At 62.7% G+C, this 21,269-nt stretch carries 19 protein-coding genes; 10 read left to right on the top strand and 9 right to left on the bottom strand.

Annotation, left to right across the window (positions count from 1 at the left end; genetic code table 11):
* Positions 1–36: 36 nt before the first annotated feature.
* The 8 genes from ACLKMW_RS09990 to ACLKMW_RS09955 form a co-directional block, all read right to left on the bottom strand.
* Positions 37–384: a DUF6867 family protein gene (locus ACLKMW_RS09990; protein ID WP_415724312.1), complete on the bottom strand. Its 348-nt coding sequence runs from the start codon at positions 382–384 to the stop codon at positions 37–39.
* 98 nt (positions 385–482) lie between these two features.
* The gene (locus tag ACLKMW_RS09985) at positions 483–1,211 is read right to left on the bottom strand and encodes an ABC transporter ATP-binding protein (RefSeq protein ID WP_415724311.1); all 729 of its coding nucleotides are present in this window, start codon (positions 1,209–1,211) and stop codon (positions 483–485) included.
* Entirely contained in the window at positions 1,211–2,674 is a 1,464-nt protein-coding gene (locus ACLKMW_RS09980) for an ATP-binding cassette domain-containing protein (RefSeq protein WP_415724310.1), read from the bottom strand. Before ACLKMW_RS09980 ends, ACLKMW_RS09985 begins: the two co-directional genes overlap by 1 nt.
* The gene (gene livM, locus ACLKMW_RS09975) at positions 2,674–4,062 is read right to left on the bottom strand and encodes a high-affinity branched-chain amino acid ABC transporter permease LivM (RefSeq protein ID WP_415724309.1); all 1,389 of its coding nucleotides are present in this window, start codon (positions 4,060–4,062) and stop codon (positions 2,674–2,676) included. Before livM ends, ACLKMW_RS09980 begins: the two co-directional genes overlap by 1 nt.
* A gap of 4 nt (positions 4,063–4,066) precedes the next feature.
* The gene (locus tag ACLKMW_RS09970; protein WP_415724308.1) at positions 4,067–4,969 is read right to left on the bottom strand and encodes a branched-chain amino acid ABC transporter permease; all 903 of its coding nucleotides are present in this window, start codon (positions 4,967–4,969) and stop codon (positions 4,067–4,069) included.
* A gap of 428 nt (positions 4,970–5,397) precedes the next feature.
* Positions 5,398–6,399, bottom strand: a complete 1,002-nt coding sequence (locus tag ACLKMW_RS09965; protein ID WP_415724307.1) for a 4-hydroxyproline epimerase — start codon at positions 6,397–6,399, stop codon at positions 5,398–5,400.
* A 10-nt stretch (positions 6,400–6,409) separates the two neighbouring features.
* Positions 6,410–7,663 carry an NAD(P)/FAD-dependent oxidoreductase gene (locus tag ACLKMW_RS09960; protein WP_415724306.1) on the bottom strand — a complete coding sequence of 418 codons (1,254 nt, stop codon included), beginning with the start codon at positions 7,661–7,663 and terminating at the stop codon, positions 6,410–6,412.
* Between the two features lie 26 nt (positions 7,664–7,689).
* A complete protein-coding gene (locus tag ACLKMW_RS09955) occupies positions 7,690–8,583 on the bottom strand; it encodes a dihydrodipicolinate synthase family protein (protein WP_415724305.1) in 894 nt (297 codons plus the stop codon).
* Positions 8,584–8,786: 203 nt separating this feature from the next.
* On the opposite strand from ACLKMW_RS09955, the gene ACLKMW_RS09950 reads away from it, so the two are divergent.
* The 4 genes from ACLKMW_RS09950 (at position 8,787) to ACLKMW_RS09935 (ending at position 13,104) form a co-directional block, all read left to right on the top strand.
* Positions 8,787–9,461, top strand: a complete 675-nt coding sequence (locus tag ACLKMW_RS09950; protein WP_415724304.1) for a GntR family transcriptional regulator — start codon at positions 8,787–8,789, stop codon at positions 9,459–9,461.
* 206 nt (positions 9,462–9,667) lie between these two features.
* Entirely contained in the window at positions 9,668–10,042 is a 375-nt protein-coding gene (locus ACLKMW_RS09945; protein WP_415724303.1) for a response regulator transcription factor, read from the top strand.
* A gap of 3 nt (positions 10,043–10,045) precedes the next feature.
* Positions 10,046–10,336 (top strand): hypothetical protein, encoded by a 291-nt coding sequence (locus ACLKMW_RS09940; protein WP_415724302.1) that lies wholly within the window; start codon positions 10,046–10,048, stop codon positions 10,334–10,336.
* A complete protein-coding gene (locus ACLKMW_RS09935; RefSeq protein WP_415724301.1) occupies positions 10,336–13,104 on the top strand; it encodes an ATP-binding protein in 2,769 nt (922 codons plus the stop codon). Before ACLKMW_RS09940 ends, ACLKMW_RS09935 begins: the two co-directional genes overlap by 1 nt.
* On the opposite strand, the gene ACLKMW_RS09930 is transcribed toward ACLKMW_RS09935, so the two are convergent.
* Positions 13,092–14,711, bottom strand: a complete 1,620-nt coding sequence (locus ACLKMW_RS09930; RefSeq protein WP_415724300.1) for a helix-turn-helix domain-containing protein — start codon at positions 14,709–14,711, stop codon at positions 13,092–13,094. The genes ACLKMW_RS09935 and ACLKMW_RS09930 overlap by 13 nt on opposite strands.
* Positions 14,712–14,902: 191 nt before the next feature.
* On the opposite strand from ACLKMW_RS09930, the gene ACLKMW_RS09925 reads away from it, so the two are divergent.
* The 6 genes from ACLKMW_RS09925 to ACLKMW_RS09900 all read left to right on the top strand — a co-directional run.
* Positions 14,903–16,249 carry a substrate-binding protein gene (locus tag ACLKMW_RS09925; RefSeq protein WP_415724299.1) on the top strand — a complete coding sequence of 449 codons (1,347 nt, stop codon included), beginning with the start codon at positions 14,903–14,905 and terminating at the stop codon, positions 16,247–16,249.
* 100 nt (positions 16,250–16,349) lie between these two features.
* On the top strand, positions 16,350–17,378 hold the full coding sequence (locus tag ACLKMW_RS09920; RefSeq protein ID WP_415724298.1) for a branched-chain amino acid ABC transporter permease: 1,029 nt from the start codon (positions 16,350–16,352) through the stop codon (positions 17,376–17,378).
* A 6-nt stretch (positions 17,379–17,384) separates the two neighbouring features.
* The gene (locus tag ACLKMW_RS09915) at positions 17,385–18,527 is read left to right on the top strand and encodes a branched-chain amino acid ABC transporter permease (protein WP_415724297.1); all 1,143 of its coding nucleotides are present in this window, start codon (positions 17,385–17,387) and stop codon (positions 18,525–18,527) included.
* An 11-nt stretch (positions 18,528–18,538) separates the two neighbouring features.
* On the top strand, positions 18,539–19,333 hold the full coding sequence (locus tag ACLKMW_RS09910) for an ABC transporter ATP-binding protein (RefSeq protein WP_415724296.1): 795 nt from the start codon (positions 18,539–18,541) through the stop codon (positions 19,331–19,333).
* Complete coding sequence (locus tag ACLKMW_RS09905) at positions 19,330–20,094, top strand: ABC transporter ATP-binding protein (protein ID WP_415724295.1); 765 nt, start codon at positions 19,330–19,332, stop codon at positions 20,092–20,094. The genes ACLKMW_RS09910 and ACLKMW_RS09905 overlap by 4 nt, the downstream gene beginning before the upstream one ends.
* Before the next feature lie 50 nt (positions 20,095–20,144).
* Positions 20,145–21,269 (top strand): AMP-binding protein (locus ACLKMW_RS09900; RefSeq protein ID WP_415724294.1); only part of this gene is annotated, 1,125 nt, incomplete at its 3' end.

The following is a 21,269-nucleotide window of genomic DNA, read 5'->3' as shown; positions in this document are numbered from 1 at the left end:
CCTCAAAACCAAAAGCGGCGGAAGCAGCGGCAAGCATCAGTTTTTCGACTTCCAACTGAGCGGGGATGCTCGTTCGTAAAGCCAGTGATATTGCGTCACCATTTGTTTGGTGCGGGTGTACTGGAAACCCAGCGAGCCCAATATCAGCATGACGATGGTGTCGACGACGTAGTATTGCAGCGAGAACATCGTTCCGTTGAACAGGGCATGATGGATGAAGCGAACCGCCAGGCCGAGTATCAGCAGATAGAGCACCAGCTTGGGATAGCCGCGCCATGTCTGCGCGCAGGCGCGGCCGGTCATCCAGGCCGCCCAGCCGCCAAGCAGACAGGTGACGAAGAAGAACTGCCAGACCGACGGCTCCTCATACAGAATGCCCTGCATTTCCAGTTCCTCCACAGATCGCCTTGCGGCGCCTATCTGTGCCAACCCGTACGGTGCGCTTCGGCACCTCCCTTGGCCCGGGCCGGCGCATGCAATTGCTAGTGCCGGCCGCCCTCGAGATAGGCGGCGCGCACTTCCGGATTGGCGAGCAGCTCCTTGCCGGACCCGCTCATCGTGACCCTGCCATTAACCATGACATAGCCGCGGTCGGCGAGCTTCAGCGCGCCGAAGGCGTTCTGCTCAACCAGGAACACGGTCAATCCCTCCTGCTTGTTGAGCACGCGGATGGCATCGAAGATCTGCTTGACGATCAGTGGCGCCAGACCGAGCGAAGGTTCGTCCAGAAGCAGCAGCTTCGGCCGTGCCATCAGCGCACGACCGATCGACAGCATCTGCTGTTCACCGCCCGACAGCGTTCCGCCGCGCTGGCTGAAACGTTCCTTCAGGCGTGGAAACAGCGTGAAGACCTTTTCCACGTCCTCGTCGAAATGTTTCAGCTCGTCGAGGCTCGCCCCCATCTGGAGGTTTTCCATCACCGTCATGCGCGGGAAGATGCGCCGCCCTTCGGGCGACTGCGCAATGCGCATGCGCGCGATCATATGGGTCGGCATCTCGGTGATGTCGGTGCCGGCGAAGGTGATCGTGCCCCTACGCGCCCGCGGACTGCCGAAAATGGTCATCATCAGCGTCGATTTGCCGGCGCCGTTGGCCCCGATCAGCGTGACGATCTCACCTTGGTTGGCAGACACGGTAACGCCGGCAAGTGCGCGGATGTTGCCGTAATAGGTCTCGACATTGTCAACCAGAAGCAGGGGGTTAGCCGCCATTATTTGCGCCCTCCGGTCTTGGCAGCTTTCGCCGACGCCTTGGCCAGCGCCTTGGCCTGTCCGATCCAGTCCTCACGCGCAATGCGCCCGTCAAAAGCCAGGTAGGCTTCGGCGGCTTGCACGTCCGCCTTCTTCCAGGCGGCGATCTGGTCGAAATGGAAAATGCCGTGCTCGTTCAGTTTGCGTTCGTTAATCGGCCCGATGCCCTTGATCTGAGTGAGTCTGTCGGGCGTGCCGCCGCGTGGCGCCGCAAGCGCGTTGGAGATTTTCGGAGGCACGGAGCTTCCAGCTTCGCCCGCCTTCTTCCTCGGGGGCGATACCGGCTTTTCCGCGGCCTTCATCGGTTTTGCCGGCGCCTTCCTTGCGGCGGCAGGCGCCTTTTCCGCTGGCTTCGAAGATGTGGCTCTGCGGTCGGACGATTTCTTGGCTGTCCTGGCCGCGTCGCGCGCATCGGCCTGCATCGCCTTGGAGGCTTGCGGCGAGATGCGAACGATCTCGCCATGGCCATTGCTGTGCCCGACTGTGTCGCTCACCGGTCCGGCCATCATCGAGGACGAGGCGGAAGGTCCATGCGCCGGGTCGGGTTCGCCGTCCAGTTCGTGGATGACGCTGTCGTCGCCTACGGCGACCAGCACTTCCTCAACCTCCTCGTCTTCGATGCCGAGATAGGCAGCGATAACCTTTGGATCGCTCTTCACATGCTGCGGGTTGCCGTCGGAGATCTTGCGGCCATATTCGAGCACGACGACGTGATCGGAAATCTGCATGACAACCGACATGTCGTGCTCGATGAGCAGGATAGAGGTGCCTGTGTTCTCCTTGATGTCGTTGAGCAATGCGTTGAGGGCCAGCGATTCCTTCGGGTTGAGACCGGCGGCGGGCTCGTCCAGGCACAAAAGCTCAGGCTCCGTGCACATGGCGCGGGCGATTTCCAGCCGCCGCTGCGCGCCGTAGGGCAGGTCGCCGGCCGGATCGTCGGCGCGGTCGATCAGATCGGCCTTTTCCAGCCAGAACTTTGCCAGTTCGATCGATTGCGCGGAGGCCGCATGGTAGCCGCCGATGCCGAACAGGCCGAACAGCGTGTAACCCGAAGCGCGCATCAACTTGTTGTGCTGGGCCACCAGCAGGTTTTCCAGAAGCGTCATTCCCGAAAACAGCCGGATGTTCTGGAAGGTGCGCGCGACCTTGGCATGCGCGGTGATCAGGAAGTCCGGCATGCGTTCGAGCAGGAACTCCTTCCCGTCCTTGCCGTTCATGCGGATCATGCCTTCGGTCGGCTTGTAGAAGCCGGTGATGCAGTTGAAGACCGTGGTCTTGCCGGCACCATTGGGGCCAATGAGGGCGGTGATCTCGCCGCGCTTGGCCCTGAAGGACAGGTCGCCGATGGCGACGAGGCCGCCGAACTTCATCGAAAGATGCTCGACCTCGAGGATCGGTTTGGTCATGTCTGTTCCTGTAGCCATCAGCCGTGCCCCTCCTTGGTGAAGGAGCTCGATACGGCCTTGCGTTGATGCAGGAAGGCGGTCGGCTGGCGGCTCGCCACGAAACCGCGCGGCTTCCACACCATCACCACGACCATGGCGATGCCGAACAAGAGCATGCGGTAAAGTTCGGGCGTGAAGCCGGGACCGAACACCGCCTTGAGAAACTGCATCTCGCGCAGGATCTCGGTGCCGCCGATGGTGACGAGCGCGGCGATGGCAATGCCGGTCAAGGAGCCCATGCCGCCGAGCACGACGATCGCCAGGATGATCGCCGATTCCAGGAAGATGAAGGATTCAGGACTGACGAAGCCCTGACGCGCGGCGAAGAACGATCCGGCGAAACCGCCGAACATCGCGCCGATGGCGAAGGCCGTCAGCTTGGTGTTGGTGGTGTTGATGCCGAGCGAACGGCAGGCGATCTCGTCCTCGCGCAGCGCTTCCCAGGCGCGGCCGACCGGCAGGCGGCGCAGCCGGATGGTCACGAAGGCGGTGAGCAGCGCCAGAAGCAGGATCAGATAGTAGAGGAATATCTTGTAGTAGACGCCGGACTGGGCGATGCCGAAGACCTTGCTGATATAGTAGGGCGAGGAGACGTTGAAGTCGAACAGGCCGAAGAACGTCACCTTGGGGATGCCGGAAATGCCCGCCGTGCCATGCGTGACCTCGCGCCAGTTGATGATGACCAGGCGGATGATCTCACCGAAGGCCAGCGTCACGATCGCCAGGTAGTCGCCGCGCAGACGCAGCACGGGGAACCCCAGAATGACACCCCAGATAGCCGCCATCGCGCCGGCGGCCGGCAGCAGGATCCAGAACGACAGGCCGAATTCGGTGGCCAGCAGCGCGTAGCTATAGGCGCCGACCGCGTAAAAGGCGACGTAGCCGAGGTCAAGTAGCCCGGCCAGCCCGACGACGATGTTCAGGCCCCATGCAAGCATGACGTAGATAAGGATCTGGATGCCGAAATTGTCGACCCATTTCAACGATCCCTGCACACCGAAGAGCAGGACCATCAACACCGGATAGAAGAACAATCCGACCACCGCGATCGTCGGCCAGTTTCGGCCCAGATAGCCCTTCTCCACCACCATCGGCGTGGCGCGGCTCTTGACCATCTTTCGGCGCTCGAGGGCCGGGCGCACGAAAAGCACGAACAGGAAGCGCCCGGCCATGGTGATGCCGACCATGATGGCGAGCAATCCCCAACGCTGAACCAGAACCAGTTCGTTGCGGATGTTCTGGTCGGTCTTGAGGCCGACCAGCAGCACGAACAGGCCGAAGGTGATCAGGCCGGCATAGAGCGCCTCGCGAATGGCCACCGCAAACGGGTTGGCCTCATCGCGATTGTTGGTGATGGCTTTTTCCATTTCGTCAGACCTTCTCCACTTCGGGCCGGCCCAATATGCCGGATGGCAGGAAGATCAGCACGATCGCCAGGATGGAAAACGCTGCCACGTCCTTATAGTCGATGGAGAAATAGGCCGACCACATCGATTCGATGAAGCCGATCAGCAGGCCGCCGATCACGGCGCCGGGGATGGAGCCGATGCCGCCAAGGACGGCGGCGGTGAACGCCTTCACACCCGGTACGAAGCCGTCCGAAAAAACCACCACGCCGTAATACATCAGGAACAGCGTGCCGGCGACCGCGGCGAGCGCCGCGCCCATGATGAAGGTGATGGAGATCGTCCGGTCGACGTCAATGCCGAGCAGCGCCGCCATCTTCTGGTCCTGCTCGCAGGCGCGCTGGGCGCGGCCGAGCGAGGTCTTGTTGACCACGTACCAGAAGATCGCCAGCAGAACCGCGGTGACGATGACGATGACGATCTGCTTCAGCGAAACGCTGATGCCTTCGATCGTGTAGACCTTCGAGATCATCGGCGGAATGGGCTTGTTGCGCGGGCCCTGCGTCACCTGCACGAAGTTGGACAGCGCGATCGACATGCCGATGGCGGTGATCAGCGGGGCAAGGCGGAAGGAGCCGCGCAAGGGCCGATAGGCGACCTTTTCGATCGCCCAGTTGTAGAGGCTGGTGAGCAGCATCGCCACCACCATCATGATCAGCAGCGCCACCGCGACCGGCAACGAGTAAAAGAGTCCGATCAGAAGCAGGAAGGTTATGAGCGCGCCGAATGCGCCGATCATGAAAACGTCGCCATGGGCGAAGTTGATCATGCCTATGATGCCGTAGACCATCGTGTAGCCGATTGCGATCAGCCCATAGATGGATCCCAGCGTCAGCCCGTTGATAAGCTGCTGGACAAAATATTCCATATGGAACGGCTCCCCTGGAATGGCGACACCGCGCATTCCCTCGTCATATCTCCCCTAGTGCGCTCTTCGTCCGAATGGACGTGCAAAGCCACACTAGCACCCATTAATCGCGTCTCGCTGCCGGTTTCGGACGATTCGCCCGATCCGGGGATACGCGTTCTTCAAGATTCGAGGCTGGCCAACGTGAATTCCCATGTCCGGACAGGGGCCTCATCACGCCCGCGCCTGCCTGTCTTCGCTCCCCCCTGCTCGACCGGTTACGGAAGCTACCATTGGCACAACGCAATGTCTTTGACAAATCCGTACCGGGTCGGGGACTTGATCGAACAATCGTGCATATCCCGAGTCTGATACGGTATATTTTTGCGCCTGCAAAGCGCTTCCCTTTCTTCCTTGCGAACCGATCCCGGCGCCCGGCAAGGCACTGTTCATGCCACGGTGAAGCCATGTGCAAACGGGTCGCGGTCGTCGATGAAGATGGTGTTCAGGCCGGTCATGCGCGCCCATCCGCCGATCGAGGGAACGATCGCCTGCTTGTCGCCGACTGTTGCCTCGCGCTCGACGCGGCCCTTGAAAAGCGAGCCGATGATCGATTCATGAACGAATGAATCGCCGGACTTGAGCCGGCCTTTGGCGTGGAGCTGCGCCATGCGTGCCGAGGTGCCGGTGCCGCAGGGCGACCGGTCGATTGCCTTCTCGCCATAGAAAACGGCATTGCGGGCATGCGCCTGCGGATTTTTCGGCGCGCCGGTCCACAGCATGTGCGAAAGGCGATCGATGCCCGGGTTTTCGGGATGCGCGAAGGTGTATTTCTCATTGAGCCGTTGTCGGACGACGGGGCTCCACGCCACCAGTTGACCCGCCGAATAGTCGGCCATGTCGCGGAAATTCTCCTGGGGTTCGACAATGGCGTAGAAATTGCCGCCATAAGCGACATCGACGCGCAGTTCGCCAAGGTCCGGGCAATCGACCGTCAGCCCTTCAGCATAGAGAAAGGACGGCACGTTGGTTATGCGCACTTCCTCGACATAGTCGCCAACCTGCCGGTATTCCGCGATGACGAGGCCGGCCGGTGTGTCGAGCCGCAAAATGCCCGGCGTCTTCGGCGTCACTAGTCCGTGCTCGATGGCGAAAGTTACCGTACCGATGGTTCCGTGCCCGCACATCGGCAGGCAACCGGAGGTTTCGATGAACAGGATGGCGACGTCGCAGTCGTCCCTGGTCGGCGGGTAGAGGATCGAGCCCGACATCATGTCGTGACCACGTGGTTCGAACATCAGGCCGGTGCGTATCCAATCATACTCGGCGAGAAAATGCGCTCGCCGCTCCATCATGGTGGAGCCCTCGAGGCGCGGCCCGCCGCCGGCGACGAGCCGAACCGGATTGCCGCATGTATGCCCGTCGATGCAGAAGAAGGAATGCCTTGCCATGGTGTCCTGCTCAGAAGCGTTGCGCGGAAAAAGGCGAAAGGTCGACAGAAGGAGCCTGTTCGAGAACGAGGTCGCGGATCAACAGGCCAGTGGCGGCGGCTTGCGTCAGGCCGAGATGGCCATGGCCGAAGGCATAAAAAACATTGGGATGATATTTCGCCTGCCCGACAACGGGAAGCGAATCCGGAAGCGAAGGGCGAAAACCCATCCATTCGCGGCCAGCGCCTGCATCGAGGCCTGGCAGAAACCTTTTTGCCTTTGCGAGCATCGCTTTTGCGCGCGCAAAATTGGGCGCACGTTCAAGGCCGCCCAGTTCGACCGCGCCGCCGATGCGCAGACCGGTCGACAGCGGTGTTATGACGAAGCCATGGCCCGGAAATGTGAGCTGGCGCTTGACGTCGAAGGCGGATGCCGGAAGCGTCGTGTTGTAGCCGCGCTCGGTTTCGAGCGGCAGGCGGTCGCCGAATTGCCGTGCCAGACGATGCGACCAGGCGCCGGCGGCAATCACCAGCCGTCGTGCCGAGAACGTGCGGCCGTGGCGGAGCTGGATGGTGACGCCGGCTTTCGACGGCATGGCAAGAGCGACATCGCCGCGCACGAAGCCGGCGCCCCGTTCCTCGGCATAGTGCCAGATCGCCTTGCCGAGCAGCTTCGGATCGTCCACCGTCTTCCAGCCGGGCACGAAGGTCGCGCGCACGAAGGCAGGTGAAAGGCCCGGCTGATAATCAGAGATTTCGTGCTGCCGCAAATGGTGATGCTCGATGCCGAAACGGGCGCGCACGGCCCAGCCGGGTAGGGCGTCCTCGAATTCCCGTTCGCTTTCGTAAAGTTCGAGCGCGCCGTTCTCACGCAGCATTGCGCGCGTGCCCGAGCGCGCCATCAATCCGGTCCAGGCTTTTTCGGCAAGTGCCATCAGGCTCGCCTGCGCGGCAAGCGCGTCTTCATACCGAGCGGGCTGGCCGGCGCGCCAGAAGCGATAAAGCCACGGGAGGAGGCTCGGCAGATAGGAGGGCGGAATGCTGAGCGGCCCGAGCGGGTCGGAAAGCCAGTGCGGCACCTTCGCCAGCATGCCTTTGTGCGCCAGTGGCAGGACATCCGAAAAGGCGAAGGCGGCGGCATTGCCGGAACTCGTTTCCTCGCAGATGCCAGTACGGTCGAACACCTTCACGTGGCGGCCGGCTTCCGCAAGGTGCGCGGCGATCGAGATGCCGATGATCCCCGCGCCGACGATCGCGATATCGATTTTGCCATTCTCGCCGTTCATGTCTCCTCCCGCCGGCGATGTTCAGATCAGAAGGATGGCAATACCGGCCTGACTGCAAGTGCGTCCGTGATGATCTTCTCGACGGCTTTGCGCCGTTCGCCCGACAATGGCTGGCGAGGCATGCGCACGCGGTCATTGGTGCCGATCGAATGAACTTCGGCAAGCTTGATGTTCTGGACCAGATAGGTCGAGACATCGAGGTCGAGCAGCGGGCGAAACCAGCGGTAGATGGCGAGAGCTTCTTCGCGCCGACCCTGCCGCATGAGTTGGTAGATTGCCACGGTCTCGCGCGGGAAGGCGGTGACGAGGCCGGCGACCCAGCCGATCGCGCCGACGCTGAGCGCCTCGAAGGCGAGATTGTCGACGCCGGTGAACAGGTCGAAGCGGTTGCCGAAGCGGTTGATGATCTCAGTCGAACGCCGGATGTCGTCAGAGGATTCCTTGACGGCAACGAAGAGCGGATCATCCGCAAGCTGTTCCATGACCCCGACGGTCACATCCACCCTGTAGGCGACCCGGTTGGAATAGATCATAACCGGCAGTTCACCGGCGATCGCCACCGCCTTCATCGTGGCGACGGTTTCTTCCGGGTTGGTGTGGTAGATAGGGCTCGGCACGACCATCAGCCCGTCGGCGCCGGCGGCGGCCGCCTTGCGGGCGAGAGCCGCGCCATCGCGGGTCGCGGCCTCGTTGATGGTCAGAAGAACCGGTTTGCCGGAGGCGACGCCCTGCGCCGTCTTCAGCACCGCGAGCTTCTCTTCCATCGACAGCATCGGACCCTCGCCAAGCGAGCCGGCGACGATGATGCCGTCGCAGCCGGCTTCCACCTGTAGCGCGAAGCAGCGCTCCATCTCGGCATGGTCGAGCCTGTCATCTTCAGTGAACTTGGTGGTGACGGCAGGAAAAACTCCGGTCCACATGCGATTGCTCCAGTGATATATCACTGATATATTTTACCTGAACCTACCGCCTGTCAAACGGATTCGCGAGCTGCTAGAGCATCGGACCGAAAATAGAGTCCGGTTTTCGGAACAATCCGATGCCCAGCCAAAGTGTTAGAGCGTCCTTTGTGCGTCCGGTTGAACATACGGCGCTCTGGAGAAAATCGCACGAGGAGGTCTGTTTGCGTTCCGAGATCAGTTTGCTAGAGCCCGATCGCACGGATCCGCCCGAGCCGGCGGCGGCCAGGGCCTATCGCGCGCTGGAGCGGATGATCGTGATGCTCCAGTTAGTGCCGGGCGAAGTCACGACCGAAGGCGCGCTGATCGACATGCTGTCGCTCGGCCGCACTCCGGTGCGGGAGGCGATCCAGCGCCTTGCCTGGGAAGGGCTGGTGAGCGTGCGTCCCCGCGCCGGACTGGAGATTGCGCCGCTGCACGCCGCCGATTGGGTCAAGGTGATTGATGCAAGGCGTGGCTGCGAGGCGGTTCTTGCTCGCTCGGCGGCCCGCTTCGCCACCGCAATGACCACCGATCGCCTGCGCGCCGCCGCCGACGAGATGCAGGCGGCGGTTACGCAAGCCGATGTCGCCCGTTTTCTGCAGGCCGACAAGACCGTGGACGAGGCGATTGCCGTCTGTGCGGACAATCCGTTCGCGGTGCGGCTGGTGGCTCCGCTTCAGACCCACAGCCGCCGTTTCTGGTTCCGCTTCCAAAGGGCGGGCCTGGCACAGGCGGCGGCACAGCACGTCAGCCTGATAAGCGCGATCGTCGAGCGTGACGAGGAAGCCGCCGTCATGGAGGCGGAGCGGCTGATGGCGCTGCTGCGCGAGCAAGCGGTGGCGGCGGCCTTGCGCTGACGCATCGACGCCGCCGAGGGCGACTTGACCTGCCGACAAAACGGGGCTCTTTTGAGCCGATGCACTCTGCCATGCCGGCGCATAAATCGGCCGCAGGTGGGTGCGGGCGCTCCTTCAATAGAGATCGCCGGGAACGTTGGGGAACGTATCCGGCGGAGACGTACTATTGACGTGTGGGATTTCCAGTTTTGGGGAGGATGGAAATCATGGTGGACGTGCTGGTTGCCGAAGATGAGCCGGCCATTCTGGATTCGCTCGATTTCATCTTGAGGCGAGCGGGCTGGTCGGTAAAATCGGTGACCGATGGCGAGGCAGCGCTCGACGCCGTGCGGCGGCTGAAGCCGCGCGTGGTCGTTCTCGACATCATGATGCCCAAGCGCACCGGTCTCGAAGTTCTCAAGCAGTTGCGTGCGGATGAGGCGACGCGCAATGTGCCGGTTCTGATCCTGACCGCGCGCGGCCAGCAATATGACCGCAAGATCGCGGCGGAACTTCACGCCGATGGTTTCGTGACCAAGCCCTATGCCAATGATGACGTGATCGTGGAAGTGCGGCGGCTCCTCGGCCAATCCGGAGGCTGACCAATGGCGAAGCCGGCTCCTGAATCGGCGAGGCCCACAAGGCTGGATACGCGCCGGCGCGAGCAGGCCGCCTTCATGCTGCCGGTGCTTGGGGCCGCACTTCTGCTGCCGCCGCTGATCGGTCTGTTCGATGCTCGCCAACGGCTTTTGGGCATGCCGCTCGAAACCATCTATGTCTTCTTCGTCTGGCTGCTCCTGATCGCGGGTGCCGCCATTGTCTCGTGGCGAATGCCGCGGGCCGACAATCAGACGCCGGATGCCTCGGCCGATGCGGCCAGGGAGACCGATGGCTGATGCTGTCGCCCGATTTCGTCATATTGACCGCAATCGGCTATGTCGGCCTGCTCTTCGTTCTCGCCTATGTGTTTGACGCAAGGGCCCGGCGGGGCAACACCAGGTTCCTGCGCTCGCCGCTGGTCTATACGCTGTCGATCTCGGTCTATTGCACGAGCTGGACCTTTTACGGCGCCGTAGGCACGGCGGCACGCGACGGGCTGGAATTTCTCGCCATCTATCTCGGACCGACGCTGGTATTCGTCGGCTGGTGGTTTGTGCTGCGCAAGCTCGTACGCATCAGCCAGACCTTGCGGATCACCTCGGTCGCCGACCTGCTTTCGTCGCGTTTCGGCAAATCGAGCCGGCTCGCCGTGCTCGTCACCCTGATCGCCATCGTCAGCGTCACGCCCTATATCGCCCTGCAGCTCAAGGCGATCACCACCTCGATCCAGGTCGTGACTGCCGCCAACGGCTCCAGCGGCGGCCGGCTGTCGGGATTGGACAATGTCAGCCTGGCCTTCGGCGTGGCGGCCTGCATGGCGCTTTTCACCATTCTGTTCGGCACGCGCAATGTCGACGCGAAGGAGCAGCATCACGGCGTCGTGGCGGCAATCGCCTTTGAGGCGATGGTCAAGCTGATCGCGCTGCTGGCCGTCGGCAGCTTCGTCGTCTTCGGCCTGAACAGCGGTTTCGAGGAAGTCTATACGCGCGCGCAGGACGCCGGCATCGCCATTCACGACAAGAGCGATTTCGGCAGCCGCTGGGTCGCCATCCTGGTTCTGTCGTCCACGGCGGTGCTGTGCCTGCCGCGGCAATTCCAGATCACGGTCGTCGAGAACTCCAATGCCGAACATCTGCGCACGGCAGGCTGGGCTTTCCCGCTCTACATGTTGCTGATGAGTATCTTCACGGCGCCAATCGCACTTTACGGGCTTGCCACCCTGCCGGCGGGGGCCAATCCGGACATGTTCGTGCTGACGCTGCCGATGTCGACCGGGCACGACGGGCTGGCCCTGTTTGCCTTTATCGGAGGCTTCTCCAGCGCCACTTCGATGATCATCGTCGCGTCGATCGCGCTGTCGATCATGATGTCGAACCATATCGTGCTGCCGATTGCGCTGCGCCGATCGGCCAATCTGGAGCTCGCCGGCGAGCATGGCGTAGCCCATCTGCTGCTGCGCAGCCGGCGCATCTCGATCGGCGTCATTCTCTTCCTGGGGTTCGTCTATTTCTGGCTGGCCGGCGACTCGGATGCGCTGGCTCCGATCGGCCTGATTTCCTTTGCCGGCGTGGCGCAGTTCCTGCCGGCGATGCTTGCCGCGCTCTACTGGAGGGAGGCCACCGTCAAGGGCGCCGTGACCGGCATGCTGGTCGGCTTCATTGTCTGGGCGTGGACGATGTTCCTGCCAAGCTTCGAAAGCACCAGCCCGACGATCGCCAATCTCCTGGCCAATGGCCCCTGGGGCATCGCCCTGCTGAAGCCAGAAGCGCTGTTCGGCTTGCGGAACCTCGATCCGCTGGTTCATTCAGTGTTCTGGAGCCTGTTCCTGAACACCGGCATTCTTGTCGCGGTGTCGCTGTTCACCAGCCAGAGCGCGCTGGAGCGCATTCAGGCGACGCTGTTCGTCGACATCTTCAAACGCGGCTCGATCATCCAGCCGCATACGATTCGCGGCTCGGCCACGACGGAGGATCTGTTCTTCGTGGCCGAGCGCGTTCTCGGCTGGAAGCGTGCGCAGGCGCTGTTCGACACCGCCGAGATCGCTCGCGGAAACGCCGCAAGCAGCCTTGGCGTGTCGCCCGAATTCATCGGCCGTCTGGAGCGCGAGCTGGCCAGTTCCATCGGTGCGGCCTCCGCGCATGTGATGCTGTCCAAAGTCGTGGCCGGCGACAAGGTTTCGCTGGAAGAGGTGATGAAGATCGCTGACGAGACGCAGCAGGTCATCGAATATTCGCACAAGCTGGAGGAAAAATCGGCCGAACTGCGTTCGACCGCAAAGAAGCTGCAGGAAGCCAACGCGCTGCTGCACGAGCTGCACCGGCAGAAGGACGATTTCCTGTCGCAGGTCAGCCATGAGGTCCGCACGCCGATGACCTCGATCCGCTCGTTCTCCGAAATCCTGCTGACCGATGACAGGCTGACCGACGATCAGCGCGAGCGCTTCGCCTCGACGATCTATCATGAGAGCGTGCGGCTGACGAAGCTGCTGGACGAGATCCTTGACCTCAGCGTGCTGGAACAGGGCCAGCGTGGTTGGGACAACGTGCCGGTCGATGCCGAGAAGGTGCTGGATCGGGCGATAGAAGTCTGCGAGGCGCTGGCCAGGCAGCGCAACATGAAGGTCGAGATGGTGTCGCGGGCAAAGGTCGGAAGCGTTCTGGCCGATGCCGATCGTCTGTGCCAGGTGCTGATCAACATCATCGCCAACGCCATCAAATACAATGATTCGCCCGAGCCTATCGTGCAGATACGCTCAGTGGCGACGCGCGGGCGCTACATGATCGAAATCTCCGACAATGGCTCTGGCATTCCGCATGAGGATCGCAAGAACATTTTCGAGAAATTCGTGCGCGGCAGCCAGAACGGATCGCGAAAATCCGATTCGGGCCTGGGGCTGGGCCTGAACATCAGCCACAAGATCGTGCAGCGGCTGGGCGGCAAGCTGGAACTGATCGACGGCAGGCTGCCCGGCGCCTGTTTTCGTCTGACGCTGCCGCTTCGCGGCGAAGGCGAGCCGTCTGAGAGCAACTCTGCGGCACGCCGCGAGACCGATCAGACGGTCTGATCGATGCGGAATTCGCGACGGATCATCGGTTCGTGCAGATGGGGGTTCTCGCTTCCCGTATCCAGCGCATCCTCCTGGCGATGGCCGCATTGCCGCCGCACGCAAAGCCGGCAGGAGGGCCCGACCGGGACCGTGATGAGCGGTTCGCCGAGGTTCAGGCCGCGGCCGTAGATCGTGCGGTCGGCATGGAGAATGTCGCAGGCCAGCATGACGGAGTAGTGGAAGGGCTGTTCGCGATATGCGCCCGCCCGCTTCGACACCGCGCTGGCGATGAACAGATAGCGCGAGCCGTTGGAGAACTCCGCCACCTGGCGCACGATGCGATCGGTGCGGATCGCCTCATAGATCGGCCAGAGCGGACAGCCATGGCCTGAACTGGGAAGGAGCAGGCCGGGCAACGGGAAGTGCTTGGTCAGTCGTCCCGCCGGATCGGCACGCAGGAAACCGAACGGCACGCCCTCCTCGCCACGGCGCCGCAGGGTGACGAAGCGATGCGCCACCTGTTCGAAGCTCGCCGTATATTGATGGCTGAGGACGTCGATGTCGTAGTGCTGCCGCTCCGCGTCTTCGAGAATGCGGCCATAGGGCATCATGATCGCGCCCGCCAGGTAAGAGGCCATGGCGCGATAGGCCAGACGCCGCGCTGCCGGCGAAGTCAGCCGGCGATCGTTGACATGGGTGTCGAGCACGTCGGCCGCCGCCAGTTCGGCGTAGAGACGCGCCATCTGGAATTGCCTCGTCGCCGCCGGCGTCGAATTCTGGAACCGCAGAACGCGGTGCTCCGCGTCGAAGTCGAAGCGCGCCGAGAATCCGCCTTGCAAGATCGGGGCGGACGCCACCTGGCATGTCACGGAGAAATTGCGCTCCAGCGCCTCGGCCAGACAGGCCTCGGTCATGGCGCCATCCCCGCCGATTTCGGCGCGCAGGCTGTCGGCGGTCGCCTCCAGAATCGGGAAATAGTTGTTTTCCTCGATAATGAAATCGTCGAGCTCGCGCCGTGGAGAGACCGAGCGCTGCTGGGCCACCGACTGGTCGAAATAGCTGACCAGCGTGCGGGCCATTTCGGTCAGGTCGAAGGCCTCCTTGTTGATCGCGGCGAGGAAGTGGGCCTTGTCGTCGTCGTCGAGGTCGGGCTCGGAAAGGATTTCGGCGCCCGAGCGCATTGCGGTGATCCGGTTGAGGACCTGATGCAGCAACTGGGCAAAGAGTGGATCGGACTTCAGCCGGTCGGCATAGGAATCGACACTTGCCATGGCGTCCGAATAGGCACGGTAGAGCCGCGCCAGCGCCGTCGCAGCCTCCGGAAACTGGGCGACAAGCTTCCTTCCGTCGCCGGCCTCGAGCCCCACGCCTTCCAGCGCCGGGTCGAGCAGCAGCTCCTCCACCGTCTGGATCAGCCGCAATTCGCTTTCACCCGACAGCCGGTCGATCGCCAGGCCGAGCCGCTCGGCGATCCTGATCAGCAGTGCGCCGCCGACTTCACGCTTGTTGCTTTCGATGAGGTTGAGATAGCTCGGCGAAATGCCGACCGACTGTGCAAGCGCCGTCTGGGAAAGGCCGACGGCTTTGCGCCGATGCCTTATTCGCATTCCGATCGGTGCACGCATGCCGCCTGCCGTTTCGCTGAGTGCCGGACGGTGCCGGCTGTAAATTATTGACAGATTTGACCTGTGTATCTGCTACAATTTGACAGGAAATCCTTTTATTTTCAAGTCACTATTGCGTTCATTGCAAATTATTGCAGTCTTTACGCGGGAGGAATTGCGGCTGCTTTGGAGCCGCGGCAACGGAGGAGAAGATGACTAAACTCGTAGGCTTCAACCGTCGTTCGGTGCTCAAGGGCGCCGGCGCGACGGCACTGACCGCTCTGGCAACGCCTTATATTTTCACCAAGGGCGCTTGGGCGGAGGAATTCTGCAATGCGCCGGGCGATACGGCGATTTTCGGATTCAACGTCCCGCAAACCGGTTCTTACGCGGAAGAAGGCCTCGAGCAGTTGAAGGCCTATGAGCTGGCCGTCAAGCACATCAACGGCGAGGGCGACGGCGGCATGCTGAAGACGCTGAAACCGCTGGCTCTGAAGGGCAACGGCGTCCTTGGCAAGAAGGTCACCTTCGTGACCGGCGACACCCAGACCAACACCGACGCCGCGCGCGACGGCGCGCGCCGCATGATCGAGCGCGACAAGGCCATCATGGTCACCGGCAGCGTCACCTCGGGCGAGGCGATCGCCGTGCAGAGCCTGTGCCAGGAGAAGGGCGTCATCTACATGGCGGGCCTGACGCACTCCAACGATACCACCGGCAAGGACAAGCGCCGCTACGGCTTCCGCCATTTCTTCAACGCCTATCAGTCGGGCGTCGCCATCGCACCGTTCCTGGCCAAGGAATATGGCAAGGATCGCCGCGCCTATCACCTGACGGCGGACTACACCTGGGGCTGGACCCAGGAAGAGTCGATCAAGAACGCCACCGAAGCGCTCGGCTGGGAGACGGTGGCGGCGGTGCGCACGCCGCTCGGCCTCGGCGACTATTCGCAATATCTGACGCCGGTCATGAACTCCGGCGCGGACGTGCTTATCCTCAATCATTACGGCCACGACATGGTCAACTCGCTGCCGCAGGCAGTGCAGTTCGGCCTGCGCGACCGCCAGGCCAACGGCAAGAACTTCGAGATCGTCGTGCCGATGTTCTCCGAACTGATGGCCGTGGGCGCCGGCGAGGCGGTGAAGGGCATCATCGGCACCTCGAACTGGCACTGGAACCTCGGCGACGAGGGCACCAAGGCGTTCACCAAGGCCTATGGCGAGGCCTATGGTTCGCCGCCCTCGCAGTCGGCCCACACCGGCTATGTGCAGGCGATCCTCTATGCCGATGCCTGCGAGAGGGCCGGAAGCTTCTATCCGCCGGAAGTCATCAAGGCGCTCGAAGGCTTCGAGTTCGACGGCGCCGGCAACGGTCCGACGCTCTATCGCGACACCGACCACCAGTGCTTCAAGGAAGTGCTGGTCGTGCGCGGCAACGACAATCCGACCAGCAAGTTCGACGTGCTGAACGTGATCGGGCAAACGCCGCGCGAGGAGGTCACCTACGATCCCTCCATCTTCGGCGGCGAGCTTGGGCCATACGAGCCCAACAAGTGCTAGTCGACGCCGGTTGACATAACGGGTCCGGCGCCATCTGGCGCCGGGCCTTTCCCGCCCGATCATAAAGCTGCCGGGACGACGTTCCGGCGGAGGGAGATCCATGAACGCGATATTCGCGCAATTGCTCAACGGACTGGACAAGGGCGGCGCCTATGCGCTGATCGCGCTGGGGCTGACGCTGGTCTTCGGCACACTGGGCGTCGTCAATTTCGCGCACGGCGCCCTGTTCATGCTCGGTTGCTTCAGCGCCGTCACATTCCGCTACCTGATCACCATCGAAACGGTGACCGTCGACCCGGAAAAGCTGTCGCCCTGGGGCACTCCGCTCGAGGTCCGTACGCCACTGGTCGAAGGCTGGTTCGGCGATTACGGCGCAGTGCTGGTCGACTACTCGGTGCCGATTTCGATGCTGCTTGCCGTGCCCGTGATGCTGATCATCGGTATCGCCATGGAGCGCGGCCTGATCAAATATTTCTACAAGCGCAGCCATGCCGAGCAGATCCTGGTGACCTTCGGGCTGGCGATCGTGCTGCAGGAGATCGTCAAAAGCTTTTTCGGCGCAAATCCGGTGCCGCAGCCGGTGCCCTCGGACCTGCGCGGTGCCGCCGACCTTGGCGTGTGGCTCGGCATGGACCCGCATGTGTTGACCTATCCGTGGTGGCGCCTGGTCTATTTCTTCTTCTCGCTCGGCGTCATCGGCGCGGTGTTCGCCTTCCTGCACTTCACCACCTTCGGCATGGTGGTGCGCGCCGGCATGGCGGATCGTGAAACCGTCGGCCTGATGGGCATCAATATCGACCGGCGCTTCACCATCATGTTCGGGATCGCGGCCGTGGTCGCCGGTGTCGCCGGTGTCATGTACACGCCGCTCCTGCCTCCCAACTACCAGCTCGGCATGGATTTCCTGGTGCTCAGCTTCGTCGTGGTCGTCGTTGGCGGAATGGGCTCGCTGCCCGGTGCGGTGGCCGCAGGCTTCCTGCTCGGCATCCTGCAGTCGATCGCCTCGATGACCGAGATCAAGTCGATCATTCCCGGCATCGACCAGGTCATCATCTATCTGGTGGCGGTCGTCATCCTGCTCGTTCGCCCGCGCGGTCTGATGGGACGCCGCGGCATCATGGAAAGTTAAGGCGCCATGCTTTCGCTCTCAAGAAAAGACCTTATCTCGCTGGCGCTGTTCGCGGTCGTCGTCCTCACCATGCCGATCTGGCTGGCGCCGCTCGGCGCCGCCTATCCGGGCCTGATGCAGAAATTCGCGATCTATGCGATCTTCGCCATCGGCTTCAACATCCTGTTCGGCTTGACCGGCTATCTGAGCTTCGGCCATGCCGCCTTCCTCGGCGTCGGTTCCTACACCGCGGTGTGGTCGTTCAAGCTCTTGACGATGAGCGTCATCCCGGCAGTGATATTGGCCGTGATAATGGCGGGGCTGTTCGCGCTGGTCATCGGCTATTTCAGCCTGCGGCGCTCGGGCATCTATTTCTCGATCCTGACGCTGGCCTTCGCACAGATGTGCTACAGCCTGGCCTATTCGGTGCTGACCCCGATCACCAACGGCGAGACAGGGCTGCTTCTGGTGCGCAACGATCCGCGCGTGCTCGACGCATTGTTCAGCACGCCGCAGGCCGGCGCCGGCCTGCCGACGCCGACACTGCTCGGCATGCATGTGAACGGCTATGTCGGCTTCTATTTCTGCGCGGCCCTGCTGATCGCATCCTTCTTCGTCTCGCAGAAGATATTCGCCTCGCCCTTCGGGCTGGCGTTGCGCGGCATCAAGTCCAACCAGACGCGCATGAACTACACGGGTTTCAACACCAAACCCTATACGCTGGCGGCCTTCGTCATCTCGGGCATGTTCGCCGGGCTCGCCGGCGCGCTGTTGTCGGTTACCGACCCGCTTGCGGGTGCCGAGCGGATGAAGTGGACTGAATCCGGCAATGTCGTGCTGATGACCATCCTCGGCGGCGTCGGTACGCTCTACGGACCGGTCATCGGCGCCTGGATCATCAAATATTTCGAGAACATCTTCTCGGCCTTCAACGAAACGATCCTGCACCGCTTCTTCGATTTCCTGCCGGACGGCGTCGATACCTTCCTGGTGACCGTGACGTCGAAGTTTGTCGGCGAGGGCTGGCATCTGACGCTGGGGCTAATGTTCGTGCTGATCGTGGTGTTCCTGCCCGGCGGCATCGTCGAAGGCGTCCAGAGGCTCGTGCGCCGCTTCGGCAGCCGTGACCGAAGCCCCGGCGGCAAGCTCAAGACACAACCGGCCGAATAGCGGAGGCGAGGATGCAGAACAGCAATGGGACGCAGAACGGCAACGGCGCGAACGTGGTGCTGCACGTCGCCGACGTCTACAAGAACTTCGCCGGCCTGAAGGCGCTGTCCGATATCGACCTGCAGATCGAGCAGGGCAAGACCCATGCGATTATCGGGCCGAACGGGGCGGGCAAGTCGACGCTGCTCAACGTCATCATCGGCCGGCTGGCGCCGACCAGCGGTGCGGTGATCTTCGACGGCACCATCCTGACCGGGAAGGCGCCGCACGAGATCAACCAGCTCGGCATTTCCCGCGTCTTCCAGACGCCGGAGATTTTCGCCGACCTGCCGGTGCTGCACAATGTGATGGCGCCGGCCTTCGCCAGGCGCGACGGCGCGTTTCGGGTCAACATGTTCACCCGGGTCGCGCGTGAGAACGAACTGCGCGAGGAGGCCGAGGCGCTGCTTCAGGATGTCGGGCTCTACGAGCGGCGCGACGGCCATGCCGGGGCGCTGTCGCGCGGCGACAAGCGCCGGCTCGAGCTTGCCATGTGCCTGATCCAGCGCCCGCGCCTGCTTCTGCTCGACGAGCCGACCGCGGGCATGTCGCGCCACGACACCAACACCACGATCGAGCTGTTGAAGAAGATCAAGCTCAGCGGCATGACCAAGGTGATCATCGAACACGACATGCATGTCGTGTTCTCGCTCGCCGACACGATATCGGTGCTGGCGCAGGGGCAGATCATCGCCACCGGCCTGCCCAAGGAAATTCGCGACGATCCACGCGTGCAGCAGGCTTATCTCGGGGGTACATACCCATGACAGCAATGACCATGCAAAGAGAAATCATCGCAGACGAAACCGTCAAAGCGGGCGAGGAAGCGTTCTTCTCGGTGCGCGACATCCATGCCTATTATGGCGAAAGCTACATCGTGCAAGGCGTCTCGCTGGAGGTGCGCAAGGGCGAAATCCTCGCGCTTCTGGGGCGCAACGGCGCCGGCAAGACCTCCACTTTGCGGGCGATCGCGCGCACGGACAATCCCGCCCTGAAATCGGGCGAGATCTGGCTCCAGGGCAAGCCGATCCACCAGATGAAGGCTTTCGAGGCGGCGCGCGCCGGCATCCAGCTCGTACCGGAGGACCGGCGTATCATCCAGGGGCTCAGCGTACAGGAAAACCTCATCCTGGCGCAGGTCGCGCCGGGCAAGGGCTGGGAGCTCGACCGCATCTATTCGCATTTTCCGCGGCTGGCCGAGCGGCGAAACCAGGACGGCGTCACTCTTTCGGGCGGCGAACAGCAGATGCTGGCGGTGGCGCGAGCGCTGGCGCGGGACGTGAAGCTGCTTCTGCTTGACGAGCCCTATGAGGGGCTTGCGCCGGTCGTCGTCCAGGAAATCGAGCGCATCCTGCACGAGATCAAGGAACTCGGCATTACCACGATCATCGTCGAACAGAACGCCGTCGCCGCGCTGCGGCTTTCGGATCGAGCGGTGATCCTCGACACCGGCGAAGTGGCTTTCTCCGGCACAGCCAAGGAGCTGCTCGATAGCCCGCAGCTCAGGAACGAATATCTGGCGATATAGTCGCTCCCGCCCGGAGCGCCGCGCATATCGCTCGCATGTGAGGAACTGAGATGGTTGATGAAATTGTTCATCCTGTGCAGGCGGGATGGAAAAAGGCGGCGCTGATCGACAACGCGACCTATGAGAAGTGGTATGCGGAGAGCGTTGCCGACCCGGACGGGTTCTGGGGCAAGCACGGCCGGCGGCTGGACTGGTTCACGCCCTACAGCAAGGTCAAGAACGCCTCGTTTGCCGGCGCGGTGTCGATCAAGTGGTTCGAGGACGGCGAGCTCAACGTTGCCTACAACTGCATCGACCGCCACCTGAAGACGCGCGGCGACCAGGTGGCGATCATCTGGGAGGGCGACGATCCGGCCGACGACAGGAAGATCACCTATCGCGAGCTTTACGAACAGGTCTGCCGCTTCGCCAATGTCTTGAAGCAGCGCGAGGTCAAGAAGGGCGACCGGGTCACCATCTACATGCCGATGATCCCGGAGGCGGCCTATGCGATGCTGGCCTGCACCCGCATCGGCGCCATCCATTCGGTGGTGTTCGGCGGCTTCTCGCCGGAGGCGCTGGCCGGGCGCATCGTCGACTGCCAGTCGAGCGTGGTGATCACCGCCGACGAGGGCCTGCGCGGCGGCAAGCCGATCCCGCTCAAGGCCAACACCGACAAGGCGATCGCCATCGCCGCCGGCCACGGCGTGGCGGTCAGGACGGTGGTGGTGGTGCGCCGCACCGGCGGCAGCATCGACTGGGCGGAAGGCCGCGACGTCTGGCACCACGAGGCGGCCGCCGCTGTGGCGGCCGACTGCCCGCCGGAGAGGATGAAGGCGGAGGACCCACTGTTCATCCTCTACACCTCCGGCTCGACCGGCAAGCCGAAGGGCGTGCTGCACACCACCGGCGGCTATCTGGTGTTCGTGTCGATGACCCACCAGTACATCTTCGACTACCATGACGGCGACATCTACTGGTGCACGGCCGATGTCGGCTGGGTCACCGGCCACTCCTACATCCTCTACGGGCCGCTGGCCAACGGCGCCACCACCTTGATGTTCGAGGGGGTGCCGAACCATCCGAGCCCGTCACGCTTCTGGGAGGTGGTCGACAAGCACCAGGTCAACATTTTCTACACCGCGCCGACGGCGATCCGGGCGCTGATGGGGGCGGGCGATGCCCATGTGAAGAAG

The sequence above is a fragment of the Borborobacter xinjiangensis genome, from assembly GCF_047739745.1.
GTDB lineage: Bacteria > Pseudomonadota > Alphaproteobacteria > Rhizobiales > Rhizobiaceae > Pseudaminobacter.
Note: the sequence above shows the minus strand (reverse complement) of the source record. Positions and strands in the feature narration are given on the sequence as shown.